16 protein-coding genes are annotated in these 20003 nt (G+C 44.0%); 15 read left to right on the top strand and 1 reads right to left on the bottom strand.

Annotated elements, in window-relative coordinates; translation table 11 throughout:
• Positions 1 to 12 precede the first annotated feature (12 nt).
• Positions 13 to 4614: a glutamate synthase large subunit gene (gltB, locus tag BVG16_RS25595; RefSeq protein WP_078502037.1), complete on the top strand. Its 4602-nt coding sequence runs from the start codon at positions 13 to 15 to the stop codon at positions 4612 to 4614.
• A gap of 453 nt (positions 4615 to 5067) precedes the next feature.
• Entirely contained in the window at positions 5068 to 5226 is a 159-nt protein-coding gene (locus tag BVG16_RS32950) for a hypothetical protein (RefSeq protein ID WP_158081792.1), read from the top strand.
• Between the two features lie 65 nt (positions 5227 to 5291).
• Here BVG16_RS32950 and BVG16_RS25590 read toward each other — a convergent pair whose 3' ends face one another.
• Positions 5292 to 5663 carry a helix-turn-helix domain-containing protein gene (locus BVG16_RS25590; RefSeq protein ID WP_078502036.1) on the bottom strand — a complete coding sequence of 124 codons (372 nt, stop codon included), beginning with the start codon at positions 5661 to 5663 and terminating at the stop codon, positions 5292 to 5294.
• A gap of 208 nt (positions 5664 to 5871) precedes the next feature.
• Here BVG16_RS25590 and BVG16_RS34085 point away from each other — a divergent pair, with 208 nt between their 5' ends.
• The 13 genes from BVG16_RS34085 to BVG16_RS25525 all read left to right on the top strand — a co-directional run bounded on the left by BVG16_RS34085 (position 5872) and on the right by BVG16_RS25525 (position 19954).
• On the top strand, positions 5872 to 6306 hold the full coding sequence (locus BVG16_RS34085; RefSeq protein WP_078502035.1) for a PilZ domain-containing protein: 435 nt from the start codon (positions 5872 to 5874) through the stop codon (positions 6304 to 6306).
• A gap of 78 nt (positions 6307 to 6384) precedes the next feature.
• A complete protein-coding gene (locus BVG16_RS25580; RefSeq protein ID WP_144027490.1) occupies positions 6385 to 7143 on the top strand; it encodes a tyrosine-protein phosphatase in 759 nt (252 codons plus the stop codon).
• A 23-nt stretch (positions 7144 to 7166) separates the two neighbouring features.
• The gene (locus tag BVG16_RS25575; RefSeq protein WP_078502034.1) at positions 7167 to 7919 is read left to right on the top strand and encodes a YveK family protein; all 753 of its coding nucleotides are present in this window, start codon (positions 7167 to 7169) and stop codon (positions 7917 to 7919) included.
• Positions 7900 to 8589 carry a CpsD/CapB family tyrosine-protein kinase gene (locus BVG16_RS25570; protein ID WP_078502033.1) on the top strand — a complete coding sequence of 230 codons (690 nt, stop codon included), beginning with the start codon at positions 7900 to 7902 and terminating at the stop codon, positions 8587 to 8589. Before BVG16_RS25575 ends, BVG16_RS25570 begins: the two co-directional genes overlap by 20 nt.
• Positions 8590 to 8826: 237 nt before the next feature.
• Positions 8827 to 9723, top strand: a complete 897-nt coding sequence (gene galU, locus BVG16_RS25565) for a UTP--glucose-1-phosphate uridylyltransferase GalU (RefSeq protein ID WP_078502032.1) — start codon at positions 8827 to 8829, stop codon at positions 9721 to 9723.
• 48 nt (positions 9724 to 9771) lie between these two features.
• Positions 9772 to 10410, top strand: a complete 639-nt coding sequence (locus BVG16_RS25560; RefSeq protein WP_233147176.1) for a sugar transferase — start codon at positions 9772 to 9774, stop codon at positions 10408 to 10410.
• Between the two features lie 25 nt (positions 10411 to 10435).
• Entirely contained in the window at positions 10436 to 11704 is a 1269-nt protein-coding gene (gene wecC / locus BVG16_RS25555) for a UDP-N-acetyl-D-mannosamine dehydrogenase (protein WP_078502031.1), read from the top strand.
• Positions 11705 to 11718: 14 nt separating this feature from the next.
• The gene (locus BVG16_RS25550; RefSeq protein ID WP_233147170.1) at positions 11719 to 13701 is read left to right on the top strand and encodes an alginate lyase family protein; all 1983 of its coding nucleotides are present in this window, start codon (positions 11719 to 11721) and stop codon (positions 13699 to 13701) included.
• Positions 13702 to 13718: 17 nt separating this feature from the next.
• Positions 13719 to 15071 carry a hypothetical protein gene (locus BVG16_RS25545; protein WP_078502029.1) on the top strand — a complete coding sequence of 451 codons (1353 nt, stop codon included), beginning with the start codon at positions 13719 to 13721 and terminating at the stop codon, positions 15069 to 15071.
• The gene (locus tag BVG16_RS25540; protein WP_078502028.1) at positions 15068 to 16183 is read left to right on the top strand and encodes a glycosyltransferase; all 1116 of its coding nucleotides are present in this window, start codon (positions 15068 to 15070) and stop codon (positions 16181 to 16183) included. Before BVG16_RS25545 ends, BVG16_RS25540 begins: the two co-directional genes overlap by 4 nt.
• Entirely contained in the window at positions 16176 to 17660 is a 1485-nt protein-coding gene (locus BVG16_RS25535) for a lipopolysaccharide biosynthesis protein (RefSeq protein ID WP_158081791.1), read from the top strand. Before BVG16_RS25540 ends, BVG16_RS25535 begins: the two co-directional genes overlap by 8 nt.
• Positions 17657 to 18793: a GNAT family N-acetyltransferase gene (locus tag BVG16_RS25530; RefSeq protein WP_078502026.1), complete on the top strand. Its 1137-nt coding sequence runs from the start codon at positions 17657 to 17659 to the stop codon at positions 18791 to 18793. Before BVG16_RS25535 ends, BVG16_RS25530 begins: the two co-directional genes overlap by 4 nt.
• 45 nt (positions 18794 to 18838) lie before the next feature.
• Positions 18839 to 19954 (top strand): GNAT family N-acetyltransferase, encoded by a 1116-nt coding sequence (locus tag BVG16_RS25525; RefSeq protein ID WP_078502025.1) that lies wholly within the window; start codon positions 18839 to 18841, stop codon positions 19952 to 19954.
• Positions 19955 to 20003: the final 49 nt, after the last annotated feature.

The raw sequence follows: 20003 nt of genomic DNA, 5'->3' as shown, positions 1-20003 counted from the left end.
TGCGATGCTACGATGAAGCTTAACGGGAATGGCCTGCCTCCTAAACAGGGCTTATACGATCCGCAATTTGAAAAAGACGCCTGTGGTATGGGGTTTGTTGCGCACATTAAAGGTCAGAAGTCGCACGAAATTGTACGACAAGCGCTAACCGTCTTGGTGAACATGGAGCACCGTGGCGGGCAAGGCAGTGAACCGAATACAGGGGATGGCGCAGGGATTATGCTGCAAATTCCTCACCGGTTTTTGGTGAAAGAGATGGAGTCCGTTGGCGTTGCCTTACCTGCAGCCGGACAATACGGGGTAGGGATGTTATTCATGTCGCAAGACGAAGCCTTGCGTGCGAAGCATGAAGCAGCACTCGAAGCGATTGTGAGAGAAGAAGGACAACATTTGCTTGGTTGGAGAACGGTTCCGACGCATGACGAGAAATTAGGCAAGTCCGCCAAAGCGGTAAAGCCATATGTTCGTCAGGTATTGATCGGTCGTTCAGAAGCGTTGTCATCTGCGGATGATCTAGCATTTGAACGTAAATTATATGTCATTCGTAAACGTGCGGAGCAGGCGATTCGTTATGCAGGCGGTGAAGGAGCGGATAGCTTCTACGTATCCAGCTTTTCTTGCCGCAAAGTAGTCTATAAAGGAATGTTGACGACAGAGCAAGTTGGCGATTTCTATGTGGATTTGCAAGATGATGCACTAGAATCCGCGATTGCTTTAGTGCATTCCCGTTTCAGTACGAATACGTTCCCGAGTTGGGAGCGCGCGCATCCATACCGTTATCTTATTCATAACGGAGAGATTAACACCTTGCGCGGCAATGTGAACTGGATGCATGCACGCCAAACGTTATGTGATTCCGATGTGTTTGGTGAAGATACATCCAAAATTATGCCGATCATCAATCAGGATGGCTCGGATACGGCGATGTTTGATAATACATTAGAGTTTCTATACTTGGCAGGACGTTCTTTACCCCATGTCGCGATGATGATGGTTCCGGAACCCTGGTCGAATCATGAGGGTATGGATCCTGCGAAACGCGCATTCTATCAATATCACAGTTCCTTAATGGAACCGTGGGACGGACCTGCTGCCATGGCGTTTACGGATGGTGTGCAGATCGGTGCGATTCTGGATCGGAACGGGTTACGTCCGGCGCGTTATGTGGTCACAAAGGATGATTTGATCGTTTTGGCTTCCGAGGCGGGAGTTCTAGAGATCGATCAAGATAACATTTTATATAAAGATCGTCTTCGCCCAGGGCGGATGCTGCTCGTCGATACGGCTCAAGGCCGTATCATTTCGGATGAAGAAGTGAAAGCACAGATTGCTTCCGAGCATCCTTATCAAGAATGGCTGGAGGAGCATTTGGTAGATCTAAATGATCTGCCGGATGCCAAAGAATTGCCAGAACCGGATCGTGCTACCGTGCATCGCCGCCAGCAAGCGTTCGGCTATACCTATGAAGAGCTTCGCAAAGTTCTGGAGCCGATGGCAACAACGGGAGCCGAAGCGATCGGATCGATGGGTTATGATGCGCCATTAGCGATTCTATCGGATCACCCGCAGCGGCTGTATAACTACTTCAAGCAGATGTTCGCACAGGTAACGAACCCGCCGATCGATGCGATTCGTGAAGAGATTGTGACATCGACAGGTACGACCATTGGTCCTGAACGTAATTTGCTGAATCCCGAGCCCGAAAGCGCCCGTCAAATTCATCTCAGCACACCGGTGCTTTCGAACGAAGAGTTTGCGAAGCTTCGCCATCTGCATCGTCCAGGCTTCAAGTCGATTACGATTCCAATGTTCTTCTTCGCGCATGAAGGTGCCGAAGGGTTACGCAATGCCTTGCAGGTGATGTGTGAAGCGGCGGATCGCGTGATCGCGAAAGGTCACAATATCATTATTCTATCCGACCGTGGGAACGATCAAGAGAATGCGGCCATTCCAGCCCTTCTCGCGGTTTCTACATTACATCATCATTTGATTCGCCAAGGTACAAGAACGAAAGTTAGTATTTTATTAGAATCCGGCGAACCGCGTGAAGTTCACCATTTTGCTCTTTTGCTTGGGTATGGTGTTAGTGCAGTCAACCCTTACCTGGCTTTCGAGACCCTAGATGATATGATTCGTCAGGGCATGATTCGCGGCGTGTCGCATGACAAAGCTGTGAAGAACTTCATTAAAGCAGCAACAAAGGGCGTTGTGAAAATTTTATCGAAAATGGGGATTTCGACGATTCAATCGTATCGCGGAGCTCAAATTTTCGAAGCGGTTGGGTTGAAAGAACAATTTGTTGATGCATATTTCACTTGGACGCCGTCGCGTATTGGCGGTATTGGTCTGGAAGAGATTACAGAAGAAACATTGAAGCCACATCGTCGCGCATTCACGGAAGATATGGTGAATGATATGACATTGGATTCCGGCGGGGAATATCAATGGCGTAAAGATGGTGAAGATCACCTATTCAGTCCACAGACGATTCATACGCTGCAGCATGCGTGCCGCACGAATGATTACAAATTATATAAGAAGTTCTCTCATCTGGTACAAGGGGAGAACGAGAAGCATTTAACGCTTCGTTCCTTACTTGACTTCACGCATACGGGCGGATCCGTTCCGATTGAGGAAGTCGAGTCGGTGGAATCCATTATGCGACGTTTCAAAACAGGAGCGATGTCCTTCGGTTCCATTAGTAAGGAAGCACATGAGAGCCTTGCGATTGCGATGAATCGTATAGGCGGGAAGAGTAATACAGGGGAAGGCGGGGAGGATCCTGCGCGCTTCATCCCGGATGCGAACGGCGATTCACGCCGCAGTGCCATTAAACAAGTCGCATCGGGACGTTTCGGTGTTACATCGAACTACCTTGTGAATGCAGATGAAATTCAAATCAAGATGGCGCAGGGCGCAAAGCCGGGTGAAGGCGGACAGCTTCCAGGCCGTAAAGTATATCCATGGGTTGCGGAAGTACGCGGATCTACACCGGGTGTAGGTCTGATTTCACCGCCGCCGCATCATGATATTTATTCGATTGAGGATTTAGCGGAATTAATCTATGATCTTAAGAATGCAAACCCTCGGGCGCGGATTAACGTGAAGCTTGTATCTGAAGTGGGCGTAGGCACCATCGCGGCCGGGGTAGCCAAAGGCCGTGCAGATGTCATTCTCGTGAGCGGTTATGACGGCGGTACAGGCGCTTCTCCGCAAGCATCGATCCGTCATGCGGGGATGCCTTGGGAACTCGGGCTTGCGGAGACGCATCAAACCTTGATCATCAATAACCTTCGCGATCGGGTTGTCGTCGAAACCGATGGTAAAATGATGAATGGTCGTGACGTTGCGATCGCGGCGCTGCTTGGAGCAGAGGAATACGGCTTCTCGACATCGCCATTGATTGTTCTGGGATGTATCATGATGCGTGTCTGCCAATTGGATACCTGTCCGGTTGGGGTCGCGACACAAAATCCTGAACTACGTAAGAACTTTAAGGGCGACCCTGAGCATGTAGCGAACTATATGCGCTTTATCGCCCAAGAGTTCCGTGAGATTATGGCAGAGCTTGGCTTCCGGACTGTGAACGAAATGGTCGGCCGTACAGAACGTCTTGACGCGAAGAAAGCGATCGATCATTGGAAATCCAAAGGCGTGGATTTATCCTCCATGCTGTATCAACCGGAAATGCCGGAAGATAGCGAGCGTTATTGCGTACAATCGCAGAACCATGGCTTGGAATTGACGCTCGATATGGAAAAGCTGATTCCGCTTGCGGAACAAGCGTTAGAGCAACAAATGCCAGTGGAAGCGACGCTGCCGATCTGTAACGTGAACCGTGCAACGGGGACGATCCTTGGCAGTGAAGTGACGCGTCGTTATGGGGCAGCAGGGTTGCCTGAAGATACGATTCGCTTTAACTTTGTCGGAACAGCGGGTCAAAGTCTAGGTGCGTTCATACCGAAAGGCATTACCCTTCACGTTGAAGGCGATTCGAATGACTATGTCGGTAAAGGCTTGTCGGGCGGTAAGATTATTGTGAAGCCGTCTGAGAAAGCATCTTTCGCAGCGGAAGAGAATGTGATTATTGGGAACACCGCGTTCTACGGAGCTACGGCAGGTAAAGCTTATATTAACGGGATGGCTGGTGAACGGTTCGCCGTTCGGAACTCTGGTGCACAGGTTGTCGTTGAAGGTACGGGTGACCATGGTTGTGAATATATGACCGGTGGACGCGTCGTTGTCCTTGGGAAGACAGGTCGTAACTTCGCAGCAGGGATGTCGGGCGGGATCGCCTACGTACTCGATACGGATCAATCTTTCGTCCATCGTGCCAACCTGGAGATGGTATTGCTTGAGCGCGTGGAAGATGCGCAAGAAGAGCAAGAGCTTCGTACCCTGATCGAGGAGCATGTGAAGTATACTGGAAGTCCGCTAGGTCAACGCATTCTATCGAATTGGGCAGCAACACTTCCGCAGTTCGTTCGCGTGATTCCTAAAGATTACAAGAAAATGATGGAATACATTGCAAAAGCTGAGGATCAAGGCTTGCAAGGTGAGCGCGCGCTAATGGCTGCATTCGAGTCAAGCATGCGTGAATTGGTTAAGGCCTAAGATTGTTGTTTATGTAACTCTTCTGGATAGAAAACCTTCATTTGTCGACGGACAAATGGAGGTTTTTTTGGATATTATAGAATTTATAAATTTCCGGAGTAGGGTAAATAAATTCAAACAACACGATTTCAACAGCGGTTGGAACCCCATACCCATCCCTCCCCCATGCGGGAAACGTATGGGTTTAATGCATTGAACTGACGTGAAAGAGTTAAGGCATTCGATAGTAGCTGTGAATTATAGGACCGACAAATCTTATCCGACCACAGATGTATGAGGTTTGTCCTTATTTTATACTAAACGTTAATCGATTCGACAAAAAAACAGGGGAACTTTTGGGAATTGCATTCAGATAACGACAACATATCGAGCGAGCTTAATTTATAATAAGGCTTGTGTCATACAGGGAAAAGCAATGACCATTGAATATTTCGTGAAGCGAGGGTACATACCATGAGCGAAGAATATAACGTTGAGTCCATTCAAGGGATACCAGAACCTGAAGGTAAATTAGAAATCGATGTGCTGAAGGTATTGCAGCAGCTTGGAATAAGCGAAGAGAAGTGGCTTGCCGAGCTGGCCCAAATGAGGACGCAACTCTCCACCCCTTAACAATAAATAATCCTCAATCAAACCGAATGGATACGATTCATTCGTTTGCTTGAGGATTGTTATATTTAGGAATTCATCATCCGTTCGGCACGTACAAAAGCGATAAACCGGCGTGCTTCTTCATCGGTTAATTTATGGCCGTCGATCGTTAGACTAAATTTCTCCAATAGTTCAGAGTCGGAGAGTTCGAGCTGCTCCGTAAATTGATGAACATCCCCATCCATCGGATGCTGGGATTGACTCGTTCTTCCTATAAGATAGTCGATAGATACCTGGAATAAGTCGGCTAACTGTGTCAGTGTCTCAAAGTCGGGTTTTCTTCGATTCTTCTCGTAGTGTGACAGGGCAGCACGGCTGATGCCGATGGTTGTTGCCAGCTCCTCCTGCGTCCACCCTTTCCGCTCCCGCAAATCTGCTATTCGATTCCCGTATTTCATTTATTTTCCTCCCCAAAGGTGCTTGCAAATGTAATGATGGACATCGTAAAAAAACCTTGACATGTTACAAAATGTATCGTAAATTAATAGTGTCAACAGTGATACATATTGTATCAATTATATGAAAAAGAAACGATTAGTAGCATTATTCCCTGAATCAACTTGGCTAAACCAAGATGTTGGATCTTAATGAAGAAGGAATTGGTGTATGCGTCCAAATAACAGATCTTTTGGCAGAACACACGTCAGACTTCGATTGATACCGCCTATATTAGGGCATTTACGAATTGAAACGACAAATGGCAAGCCTGCCCCTAGTAAAGAGCATCCTGTGTTAGTGATTAATCTAAGTCCTTCCGGACTAAGGATGCTAACACATCTGAAATTTCCGGTTGCTTCCCACTATATATTAGGTATTGAGCTACAGCTATTGCAGGTCCAGCTGGAACTAAGGGGCTGTGTCATGTGGAGAACCGAAGAAGAGAATTTGTACGAATATGGCATTCAATTGATACAAAGCGACGCGGAAAGAATCCTTCTAAGCAAACTACTTCATGATTATCTTCGAACGATCCTACCTCGGCAACAAAGAATCCACCGCTTGTACAATGAATTGTTACGAACTGTCACATTCTATCATTAAAATTTATTCTACTATATTTCGCTTGTCCATGCATTAGTGATTTAGTCGCAGAAAACACAGGAATTAGGGTGGGAATGGATGATTGATACACATTGTCATATTTTGCCTGATGTGGATGATGGCCCTCGAACGATGGAGGGAGCTATAAGGATGGCTGAAGCTGCTGTGAAGCAAGGAATTCATACGATGATTGCAACGCCGCACCATGCCACCAAGCGGTATAGTACGCCGGCTTCAACCATTCAACGGTCTGTCCATAAATTCAATGAAAAATTGAAAAAACAAGGTATCCCGTTAACAGTATTACCAGGGCAAGAATTTCGTCTAACCAATGAATATCGAACAGAGCATCGCAAAGGTAGAATCCAGACGTTAGCAGGTTCCCCTTACATATTAGTTGAACTTCCATCCAAAGCGATACCGTCTTATCTGTTCGAATTTGTATCTTATATGGCACGTCATCAACTTCGTATCCTTATTGCTCACCCCGAGCGCAATGTAGGGGTCATCCAGCAACCTGAAATCCTTAGGGGTTGGTTGGAGCACGGTATTCTCTTACAGGTCACGACACAATCATTAATAGGTTATTTTGGACGAAAAGTGCAAGAGACGGCCAAATGGATCTGCCGTCGGCAATATGCTCACCTTATAGCATCGGATGCCCATGACGTGATACAACGCAAATTTTACTTTCGAGAGGGATATAAGATGGTTGAGGAATTAAGGCATTCTTCTTATACGGCAGCCTTGCAAGCAAATGCCTCTCGATTAATACGAGGGGAGGAAATCGTAAGTCTATATGATGATTCGGTTCGCGAGCGGACGGAAGAAATCTAACACATGTTTGTGGAGGGTTAGTTATGGAATTGAAATTATTGCTGCGCATGTTACGAAAGAGAATGTGGTTTATTCTTCTTGCTGTCGTGTTATGTACGGCAGTAGCTGGCGTATACAGCATGTATGTCATGAAGCCAGTGTATGAAGCGACAAGTACGCTCATCGTCAATAAATCAAATCTGGACGGGCAAGGGAAACCATCCCTCGACATTAACGAGATTAATTCGAATATTATGCTCATTAACTCCTATAAAGAAATATTAGGTTCGGGGAAAATCATGGATCAAGTCGTGTCAAAGCACCCAGAACTTCAAGTCACCGCGCAAGACTTAAGAGAACGCCTTAAAGTTGTTACCACACAAAACTCCCAAATTATCGCTTTGAAAATTCGCGATGCCTCTTACACCCAAGCGATGAATATCGTCAATGCAATCTCACAAGTTTTCAAAGAAGAAATTCCTAAAATCATGAAAATCGATAATATATCCATCTTGGATACCGCGCAGCCGAATCCGAACGCCATGCCTGTCAGCCCGTTAATCAAATTAAATCTTGTCCTTGCTTTTGTTGCTTCGCTTATGGTGGCCGTGGGGATCGTTCTTCTCATTGAATATTTCGATGACACGATTAAATCGGACTATGATATTGAACGATATTTGGAGCTTTCCACGCTGGGCACGATTGGAAGAATGAGCAAACGTGACTTACGAATAAGAGCCAGAGCACGATCCAAAAAACAAGTAGGAGAGCAACAATATGCGTCGATTAGCCGATGAATCGAAGTTAATTATGAATATTAACCGCAGATCTCCCATTGCAGAGGGATATCGTAATCTAAGAACCAATATTCAATTTTCAAGTTGGAATCATGAATTGCGGGTGATCTGCGTCGCCTCGACACTCGCTAGTGAGGGGAAAACAACGACCATCAGTAATCTGGCTGTGGCCTACGCGCAAGAAGGGAAAAAAGTGATATTAATTGATGCGGACTTGAGACACCCTTCATTGCAAGTGGTTTTTGATATCTCCAATAAAATAGGGCTGTCCAATGTCTTAGCTAATCAGTGTCCCTATGCGGAATCCGTCCGCAGCACGACCATTGATAATCTATCGGTTATTCCATCTGGCCCGATCCCCCCTAATCCGACGGAACTATTGGCGAATAGTACATTCAATGAACTACTTGAAAGTCTAAAGGAAGAATACGATCTCATTCTCATAGATACAGCTCCCATCATGGCAGTATCGGACGGTCTTGTTGTAGCGGCGATAAGCGACGGCGTCATTCTTGTGGTGATGGCAGGGAAAACGAAGCGCGAGTACATTTTGAAATCCAAAGAGAAGTTAGCACATGTTCAGGCTCAAATTCTTGGCGTTGTACTGAATAACAAGAAATTCTATAAGTCCGAGGCGGAGCACTATTCTTATTATGGCATCCAAGAGTAAGAGTTTTATCGCCTAAAGGTTATGCCTACTACACCTCTATCAGGGTAGGTACTCGGTCATGCTGTGGGTATGTAGTGTACCTTAGACGTGGATCGTCGATGGCGTGGTGATGAGGTTGGGTTAAATGCCCTTTTCATACTTCCTGATGGAGGTATGAGTTATGGGGTTGCGGACCCTATAGCTGATGTTTCTATCTGAGAAACAGAATTTATGCATATGGTAGTGGGGGGAAAACAGTTGGTCAAAGTGAAAAAAGCGATTATACCTGCAGCCGGGCTGGGGACACGATTCTTGCCGGCGACCAAAGCGATGCCGAAGGAAATGCTTCCGATCGTGGATAAACCGACGATTCAGTACATTGTGGAGGAGGCCATTCAATCCGGCATTCAAGACATTATTATTGTAACGGGGAAGGGAAAACGTGCCATTGAAGATCATTTCGATTATGCCTATGAGCTGGAGAACAATCTGTTAGCCAAAGGCAAGTTAGATCTTCTGGAAGAGGTGCAGCGTTCTTCAAAAGTGGAGATTCATTTCATCCGACAGAAGGAAGCGAAGGGACTTGGACATGCGGTATGGTGCGCGCGGAATTTCATTGGCAACGAACCTTTCGCGGTGTTGCTCGGGGACGATATTGTCCGATCCCAAGTACCATGCACTCTACAATTAATGAAGCAATTCGATATGTATGGGCGTTCCGTTCTTGGCGTAGGCCCTGTACCGGAGGACCAGACCCATAAGTATGGGATCATTGATCCTTTGCACGTCTTGGATGCAAGCGGTCGAACCTATTCCTTGAAAAAGGTGGTCGAGAAGCCTTTGCCTGGTGATGCACCTTCCAATTTAGCGATTATGGGCCGTTATGTGCTCACGCCCGAGATCTTCGGTTTTTTAGAAAAACAAGAAGCGGGTTATGGCGGGGAAATTCAATTAACGGATGCCATTCAACAATTAAATGCCAAACAAGGTACGGTCGCGTATGAGTTTGAGGGTGACCGCTTTGATGTGGGAGAAAAGTTAGGATTTATACTGACCACCCTTGATTTTGCACTGCATCAAGAAGAGTTACGATTGCCGTTACTCACAGCATTGGACCGGATATTACAAGCTGAAAAACAGGTACGATCGTTGTAGGAGAGGTGAAAAACGGTGAGCATTCCGCAACACCAGGGTGATTTAGATATTCAATTTCAAGTACATAAGCGGTTGGAACATCCTATCTTTAATATCGTGAAGCGCTCGATGGATCTATGCGGATCGATCATAGCGATGGTGATTATCTCGCCAATTCTTATAGCTCTGTGTGTCTTGATTAAGTTGGAGGATTGGCATGCGCCTATTATCTATAAGCAAATTCGAATTGGGAAAGACGGCCGTCCTTTTGAAATGTATAAGCTGCGGTCCATGATTCGAAATGCCGAGGAGAAGCAGCAGGAGCTTTTACATCGGAATGAAATTCAGGGCGCCATGTTCAAAATGAAAAATGATCCGCGCGTGACAAGTGTGGGGCGTTTTATCCGAAAGACAAGTATGGATGAACTTCCGCAGCTTGTGAATGTCTTGAAAGGCGAGATGAGCCTGGTCGGACCAAGGCCTCCTTTGCCAAGAGAGGTTCACGAATATACATCGTATGATATGCAGCGATTAACCGTCATCCCGGGATGTACGGGGCTTTGGCAAGTCAGCGGGCGGAATCGGCTAGGTTTCAAAGAAATGGTGGAGTTAGATCTCCGGTATATTGAGAAGCGCTCCATTCTTTTGGATATTTTCATATTGCTTAGAACCTTTCGCGTACTGATAGGCAGTAAAGATGCTTACTAATTTAGAGATAAGGCAGGGGCAGGTTATGGTGAAAAAAGTGTGTGTTGTCGGCCTTGGATACATTGGACTTCCAACGGCTTCTCTCCTGGCGATCAAAGGGTTCGATGTCCATGGCGTTGACGTGAATCTCCATACCGTAGAGTTAATCAATCAAGGGCAGGTGCATATCTACGAACCTGACTTGGATATTATGGTGAAAGCGGCGGTACAGAGCGGCCAATTGAAGGTATCTACGGAGCCAAAGGAAGCGGATTTATTTATCATCGCTGTTCCTACCCCCTTTCAAGCGCATCAAAAGCCGGATTTATCCTATGTGCAACAAGCAACGTTAGCCATTGCTCCTTACGTTCGTCCAGGGAATATTGTGATCTTGGAATCAACAAGCCCTGTCGGGACGACGGAGAAAATAACGGATTGGATTCTTGAGGCAAGAACAGATCTGAATATCTCTGAAGCCGTAACTGCAGTGAATCATCGCATCTATGTCGCTCATTGTCCAGAACGTGTCATGCCAGGCCAGATTCTGCGAGAGTTAGTAGAGAATGACCGCATCATTGGGGGGATCGATGGTCCTTCAACGCAACGTACGGTGGAATTTTATAAACAATTCGTGAGCGGTCGTATTCTGGAGACCCATGCCCGTACGGCGGAAATGGCCAAATTAACGGAGAATTCATTCCGTGACGTGAATATCGCCTTCGCGAACGAGTTATCGCTTATTTGTGATCAGCTGGATATTAATGTGTGGGAGTTAATTCGACTGGCAAATCACCATCCGCGCGTGAATATTTTGCAGCCGGGACCTGGGGTCGGGGGACATTGTATTGCGGTAGATCCGTGGTTTCTGGTTGACGCGGCTCCCGAGCAAGCGAGATTAATTCATACAGCGCGTGTGGTGAATGATTATAAACCCGGGTATATCGTCGAAAAGATTGTAGATCGAGCGAAGCGAATCACTTCGCCAGTCATCGCCTGCTTAGGGTTAGCGTTCAAAGCAAATGTGGATGACCTACGGGAAAGCCCGGCCTTAGAAATCGTGGAGCATTTAGCGAAGCTAGAGGTGGGCAGCATTCTTGTCGTTGAACCGCATATCCAAGCACTCCCTGAGCGGCTCCAGCTTGAGCATGTTCAATTGAAAACAACAGAAGAAGCGATACGCAAGGCGGATCTCGTGGTATTGCTCGTCAATCATGATGTTTTTTATACGATCGATCGGGATGCGCTGCAGGAGAAAATCGTTATCGATACACGGGGATTTTTTAGTGAGCTTTCACGGGTACGGGTTGGAGTGTAACCATGAGATCTTTGATGACGAAAGTAAAACGGCTCAAGGGTATGCCGCTTCATAAAGCCGTGAGAAAGATTGCGGGGAAAGCGGCACAGGAGACAAAGTTCGTGTATCGTAATTATCGGATTCGATATGCACCCATACAATTAAATCCACTGTTGTTCCATGGATTTCGAAGTTCGAGCCGCTTTCTGTTCGACCCGCAGGATCAGGGACAAATAAATGCATTCCTTAAGGAAGCACAGCTTGACCAATCGATTATTGAAGATGCGGAGCGAATCTGTTCCCATCGCTTTAACTTGTTGGGGTCTGGCGAAACGCAGCTTGGCCGCTCATTGCCTTGGCATGAAGATTTTAAGACGAATTTCCGGTGGGAACCGAAGTTCTATAAGTATATTAAAATTGTTGATTTAGAGAATGCTGCAGACGTGAAGGTTCCTTGGGAGCTTTCGCGATGCCAGCATTTTTTCACATTAGGAAAAGCCTATTGGCTGACTGGCGATGAGAAATATGCTCGTGAGTTTCAAGCGCAGGTAGATGACTGGCTGCAACATAATCCCGTTGAAATGTCTGTGAATTGGGCATGTACGATGGATGTCGCGATCCGAGCGGTCAATTGGATTTCAGCAGTATATTTTTTCCGCGAAAGCCCTTCATTAGAAGCTGCATTCTGGGACCGTTTTCATACATCATTATATTTGCATGGACAGTTTATTATGAACAATTTGGAGAACACCGGAGAACATACGGGAAATCACTACCTTTCGAATTTGGCGGGTTTGATAGGATTGGGCCTATACTTTGGTGATTTTAAGATCGATGCGAAAACTAGCGATGGCAACGATCCTGCAGCATGGCTTGCGTACGGATTGCAAGAAATGGAACGGGAAATGTTCGTGCAGGTGAATGAAGACGGATCGAACTATGAGGCATCGACTTCGTATCATCGACTTGTTGCGGAACTATTCCTGGTCTCGACAATCTGGTGCGAACGGAATGGGATTTCTTTCTCGGAAGCTTACATGGAACGCTTGGAGAAGATGCATGTATTCATGATGCAGATGATGAAACCAGATGGACTAACGCCCATCATTGGTGATGCCGATGACGGTCGGTATCTGATTGTATCAAATTATGGTTCCTGGGTACGGAATGATTTTCGACATCTATTGGCCGTGGCCGGGGAGTTTTTTGATCGGGATGATTTTCGGGCTGCGTGCGTTGTGGCGAGTGAAGATGCACTGTGGCTTGCAGGCAAATTTGTAGATGCGTCCCTCGCACAGGAACCGGTAAACGCCCTAGGTTCTGTGGCCTATCCAGATGGAGGTTATTATGTGTTGCGAAACTCGCGGGCCTATTGTCTGATTCGCTGCGGGGAGTTGTCCTTCCATGGGCAGGGTGCGCATAGCCATAACGATCAGTTGAGCTTTGAACTGCAGATTGACGGGGTAGACCTTATCGTGGATCCGGGCTCTTATGTCTATTCGGCTGATTACCGGATGCGTAATCAATTTCGGAGTACGGCTATGCATAGTACCGTTCAAGCAGGGGGATTTGAGCAGAATGAGTTCGAGGAGAAGAATCTTTTTAAGATGAGAGAAGAGACTTTTGCGCTGTGCGAGAAATTCTCGCAGGATCAATTTATCGGGAGCCATAAAGGTTTTGTTCATAAATGCGGGGTTATTCATAAGCGTGAGGTAATCCTGCGTGAGTGTGAACTGGAAATAAACGACTGGTTTATGAACGAAGGGATTGGATCTGTTAAAAGTACGGAGATGTATGCTTCCTTCATTCTAGGACCTATAGTGGCTGCCACCCAAGATAATCAATGTATTGCATTTCATTATCGGGGAGCACGAGCAGAATGTTGGATCGAGGATGTAGCCAGCGTACAAATACAGGATAGCTGGCTATCTTCGCAATATGGGGTTTGTACGTCGAGTCAGTACATTCGTGCGAAGTCAAATACAATGAGACTTAGGACATTCATTCGATGGGTATAAAGTGAGGTAGTCGTGCAATGAACAAAGTTTTGGTTAAAAGTATTGCCAAGCAATTACTATCCTACATCCCTTACCAATATGTTAATGTTGGCAAAGAATTTTATACATGGCTGGACCGGTTTCAACAAATGAGAACCATGACGAATGAGCAGTTAAAAGATTTGCAGTTAAAAGCCTTCCAAGAAAAAGTGGCGTTCGTATACATGCACACGCCATTCTATCAAAAACTGTATCAAGAGCATGGTTTCCATCCTGAAAAGTTTAAAGATTGGACAGATGTCTCCCGTATTCCTGTCATTAATAAAAATATGGTACGTGAAGCTGGCGTGAGTATTCTACCAAGGCCATTCCCTATGAATAATTTGATTGTAGGTGCGACAAGCGGAACGACGGGAACATCGTTAACCTTATACACGAATCGAAAAGTTCTTCAACGTGAATGGGCGGCTACTTGTTTTCTCTGGTCTGAAGTAGGATACCAACCGGGAGATGGCAGGGTTGAGTTTCGGGGACTATTCACAGAGGATCGGGCTTATCAATTGGATCGTTATCACCGGATTCTTCGAATTAATGTAGCAAAGCTGACTGTTGATAATATCGATAAGATTTTTGAAGTTATTCAGAAAACCGGCTACAAGTTCTTTCACGGGTATCCATCAGCCTTAAGCCTAGTCGCCAGATTAATACAAGAAAGGAAGTTAGAGTTCCGCTATCAACCCGGTGCAATATTACTTGCTTCAGAGACGCTTCATGCATATCAAGAGGCAGTGATACGAAACGTTTTCCCACAGACAAAAATACATGTGCACTATGGACAATCCGAGAAAGTAATTATGGCAGGAAGAGTTGAGGACGCTCCGTATCGGTTCATTCCTTTATATGGGTACGCAGAGTGCAATTCAAATACCCATGCGCTTATTGGAACATCGTTTATTAACGATGTCATGCCTTTGATTCGATATGAAATAGCGGATACGGTAACAGATTTTAGTGAGTCGCCTGATGCAGGGGAGTCGTATTTATTTCCTTCTGCCGCAAACATTGACGGCAGAGTCTCCGAGATTATGTATAAGCCTAATGGAGATATGGTGTCATCGGCATTAATGGCCATTACTGTTCGCGGATTGAATAGCGTGACAGCATGTAAATTTATACAACGGCAGTATGACGAGATTGAAGTATTCCTGGAGTCATCTTTGCCTCAGCATACGGTTATGAAAGAAATGGAGGGTCTATCTCGCAACCTCCAAATGATTTTTACGGAATCGATGAAATTGACCTTCTCCATTGTGGATCATATTCCTAGGACAGCATCGGGAAAGTTAAAGTTTATAGAAGTGCTTATAGGAAAAGAGAGGAATCCTACATGAAGATCATTATTATCGGTCCAATTCCACCGCCCATCGGTGGTATTTCAATACATCTTCGGAGGTTGTCGCAAACGCTTGCTGCGCAAAAGATTAACCATGAAATTTACAATGAAGTGAAAACAGAAGATACGAGCAAAAATATATATTCCATTCGTAGCTATACACAGTTCATGCTAAAGGTCCCCTTTATTGAAGGGGATCTTTTTCATTTCCACACCATTGATAAAAGACTTCGTATGTTGCTTGGTTGTTACGTATGGCTAGGAAAAAAAATCATTCTTACAGTACATGGAGACAGTTTGGTCAATCAGCTTCAATCATCTAATGGAATGACTCGTCGATTGTTATTATCAAGTTTGAAAAGATTAGATTCCGTGATTTGCGTTAATGAGGCTACAACAGCATATCTTCTTCAGAATGGTCTTAGACGTGAACGCGTAACTACGATTCCTGCTTACATCAACCCAATGGAAAACCCTGAGGATATAGAAGCAATCCCTAACGATGTATATCGATTTATGAATAACGCTGAATTTATCATTAGTGCGAATGGTTATGTTCGTTTTTATGAAAATCAGGATCTTTACGGCATAGACCTTTTAATTCAAGTAATGGAAGAACTGAAGAAGCAGGAAATTCCTGCTCGCCTTATTTTTGCTCTTATGGGAGTACACGAACAAAGCTTCGAGGAACAAATCTATTATAAATATTTGAAGGAGCAAATTGCATTATACAGCCTGGAGGGGCATTTTTATTTTTATGAGGTAAATCAAACCGAATTCTATCCTATCGTACGTAAGAGCCACTTGTTTATTCGACCGACCAATACGGACGGATACGGCGTGTCAATTGCGGAAGCACTGCATTATCGTATCCCTTCAATAGCCAGTGATGTGTGTAAGAGACCGGAAGGAACACTTTTGTTTGAATCTCGGAATATAGAATCCTTGATCTACCAAGTTCATGAAGTTATCACGAATTATTCAAATCACAAAGATAAGATTTCTCGTACGAAGGTCAATGATTATTCCAAGAAATTAATTGACGTATACTATCGAGTTACTGGAAAGGGAACTGCTGATAGATCGTCAGTTATGGATGCACATGGATAATAAAAAAATGCTAACCAATGGGATAATATACTTTTGTTCCTCGATCATGACCCAATTAGTTAATTTGATTCTTATTCCACTGTATACACGGAATTTATCACAGGAACAGTTTGGGCAATTTGATCTAATTATGGGCATTCAGCAGTTGCTCGCACTGGGTATCACGTTAGGCGTGTATTCGGGGATGATTCGATTTTTTAATGAATTTGATGACCGTCATGAATTAAAGAATACATCCTTATCGTTCTCCATGCTATGGGGAGGGGGATGCATTGCACTGGTGTGGCTACTGAATCCAATATTATTTCCATACCTATTCGATTCAGCTCCGAACTCGTATTTATATCTTCCGTATGTAGTGATGAGTTCAGTTCTGATGTGCTTAAACTTAACGTATTCGAGTTTTTATTCGATGCAGTTCAAAGCAATGAAATCGAGTGCAGTGCAGGTTTCCTCTATCGTTTCTACAACGCTATTCGTTGTTATCTTTTTTCTGAAATTAGACATGGGCATCATTGGAATATTACAGGCGCAGTTGTTTGGTAATTTAACGGTATTTGTTGTGCTTTTCCTTACAGATATTACAAATTTTCGGTTTACCCTGAAAATGAATAAACTCAAAAAAATGCTTAGTTTTGGAACGGGGCTTATTCTCGGAGATATATCTGCGTGGGTATTAGCACTAAGTGACAGGTACTTAATCAATGGCTTCATGAATTTATCCTCTGTAGCAATCTATTCCATTGGATACAAGATAGGCATGTTAATTAATCCTGTATTCATTAATCCGTTCGTTTCGGTATTTACGCCATTTAAATTCAAGGTGTATAAGGAGGCAGACGGCGTAGCCCGAATTAATAAGATGTTCAAGTTATATAATTTTGCAGGGTGGTTTGGCGTTTTGAGCTTGTCCATTTTTGCGAATATTGCTGTTAGTTTAGTTGCAACGGATGAATATCGTGACGCAATGTATTTGGTTCCAATTATTTCATTATCTTATTTCTTATCAGGGGCAGTTGCTTTTTACTCCTTGGGTTTACATATAGCCAATAAAATGAAGCTGAATTCTAGCATTACTCTATGTTCAGCAATTATTAATGTGATTTGTAATTTGATACTGATACCGTCGTTAGGAATCTACGGTTCAGCGATTTCTACGGTGATTGCATATGCGATTACGAATTATGGGTTTTATCATTTCGGCTCGAAATATTATCCGTTAGGTCTAGGGCTTTTGAATCCGTACAAGTATTTGACTGTAATCTTACCATTGTACGGGATTTATCTCGTTTGTATGCAGTGGATTCACTCCATCATGATTGAAGTGCTGTTAAATGCCGTATTATGTGTAGGCTTTGTATTCCTTAGTCTTTTATTTAATTTTATTACGAGAGAGGAACTGCAAAGCGTATGGAATCAAGTCTTGAAAAGACGCACGACTAAACTTGTAGCAAAAGGAGTTAATTCGGAATCATGAATACAAGGATTATCAAAGATTCAGAAGAATTTCGAAGCATTCAAGCCGATTGGGAGAGATTGGAGCAATTGGATCAAGATGCGACTTTTTATAGTACTTTTCAATACAATTACACTTGGTGGGAAACGTACCGCCAGCATGGGCAGCTTACCTTGTTTATTATTTGTTGCTATCACGAGGGCAAAATCACAGGCATTGCTCCTTTGATGATTAGACGTGCAGACAAACTTGTATTTTCATGTCATACATTATGTTTTTTGGGAAAAGGGGATTACTTCAACTTTCTCATTGATTACCAAGGAGACCAAGCCGCGGCAGATATTCTAGCAGAGATGTTTGGTGAAATACAACGGAATAAAAACAGCTGGGATAAAATAGAGCTTACTCATTTGGAGCAGAATACGCGGCTATTGCATTATTTGTGGAGGCAGGATCAGTATAATGAACATGTTAAATATCTGACATCCTGTCCAACGATTGATCTCGAAAAATATCACTCATTCGATGCGTTTATTCGCTCGAAGGAATACACAAAAGCTAAAAAGTCGAGGGATAAATTCACAAAGTCTGTAAATTACCGATTTAAGGTGATCGTTGGAACGGAAACGGATGAAATCTATGAACGTGTGTCTAAGGTACATCGTGCACAAAAGGATTATATGCAACAGCATAAAGGTAGGACGGAGAGGCGAAGCCTATTCGAGAACAAATTGAATGAGGATTTTCTAAAGAAACTGTTCAAAGATAATGAGCAGGTCGTTACGTTCCTGATGGAGGATGCTGAAGGGGATATCATTATTTATAGCATCAGTTATGTGCATAATGGTATTTTGTATGATTGGAATTCAGGATATGCTCCTCAATATGCAGCTTTTCATGGATTGTCAAATATACTATTCATCGAGACAGCTCAATATTTGTACCAACATTCCATTGGGAAAAAAATTGACTGTGGGGCAGGCAGCTATGCCTGGAAGTTTAAGTGGACAGATCAATTTAAAATCAATTATTCGTTAAAAATGTGGAACATGTCTAAGTTTAAGTCAAGGCTATTTCGTCTTGTGGCAGGACTATATACTCTCGGTCACTCTGGTTTATTAGTTATAGAAGAGTTTATAGTGCCAACTTTTTGATAAAACCACGTCTTTATATTTCTATTAAAGGGGTTTAACTTGCCGATGAGTACAACCATCGTAAAAGATACAGAGGGATTTCGAAGTATTCAGGCAGACTGGGAGCGACTAGAAGAACAAGATCCGGATATCGCATATTATAGTACGTTTCAATATAATTTTGCTTGGTGGCTCTCCTACGGTAATGAGCCCAGCAGGGAGTTATTTATTATTTGCTGCTATCGCGATCAACGGCTGGTGGGGATTGCACCGCTAATGATTCGCAAAGTCGATAGAATGTTTCTCACATGTGATACGCTCTGCTTTTTAGGGAAAGGTGATTATTTCAACTTTCTTACGGATACAACGAAATATACAGCGTTAGCTATTATTAAAGAGATATTCGGTGTTATTGAAGAGTATGAGCAGTCGTGGGATAAATTAGAGTTGACGCATCTTCCAACGGACATCCCATTGCTCCATTTTTTGTTAAGACATGATAAATACAATCCGGGTGTACAATATTTAACCGCTTGCCCCAAAATCAACTTGCGAATGATTCCTACGGGCGACTCCAGTGATACATCCCACCTCAATTCAAAATCGATAAAAAAGCTAGAGAAACTCCAGAAGGAAATCGGTTATCAATTCCATGCAGTGAATTGCGCTCAGGATGATGACCTTTATGATCGAATAGCATTGGTCCATAAAAAAGAAAAGCAGTATTTGCAGCAGGTAAAGGGGAGAATAGACCGGCGGAGCATCTTTGATGATCATCAAAATGAGATATTTTTTAAGCAGTTATTTCGAAACAACAACTGTGTCTTGATTTTGTTCCTAGAGACGCAGGCTAAGGAAATAATCGCTTATCAAATTTGCTATCGGTATAAAAATAAACTTTATGGATGGAATACGGGTTACGATCCGAACTATGCGAAGTACGGCGTGTTTGATGTGCTCATGCAGGAATCGATTCGTCATATAAAATCGTGGGAGCATGTGGATGAGCTCGATTTAGGTGCAGGAAGTTATTCCTGGAAATTTAGATGGACCAGTCAATGCAGGGCTCTATATTCATTATTGATGTGGAACAGTACGAAAAAGAATGCCAAATGGTATCAAAAAATGAGTAGATATAAGCTCGTCATGAAATTGCTTCGTAATCAATCGTTAGCAAAATAGAGCAAGTCTAAATAGTCAAAATAGCCATCTTGAGAAGACTGCTTCAGAT

The organism is Paenibacillus selenitireducens (assembly GCF_002021565.1).
Classification (GTDB): Bacteria; Bacillota; Bacilli; order Paenibacillales; family Paenibacillaceae; genus Paenibacillus_K; species Paenibacillus_K selenitireducens.
The sequence above is the reverse complement of the archived record's forward strand: the minus strand, read 5'-3'. Positions and strand labels throughout refer to the sequence as shown.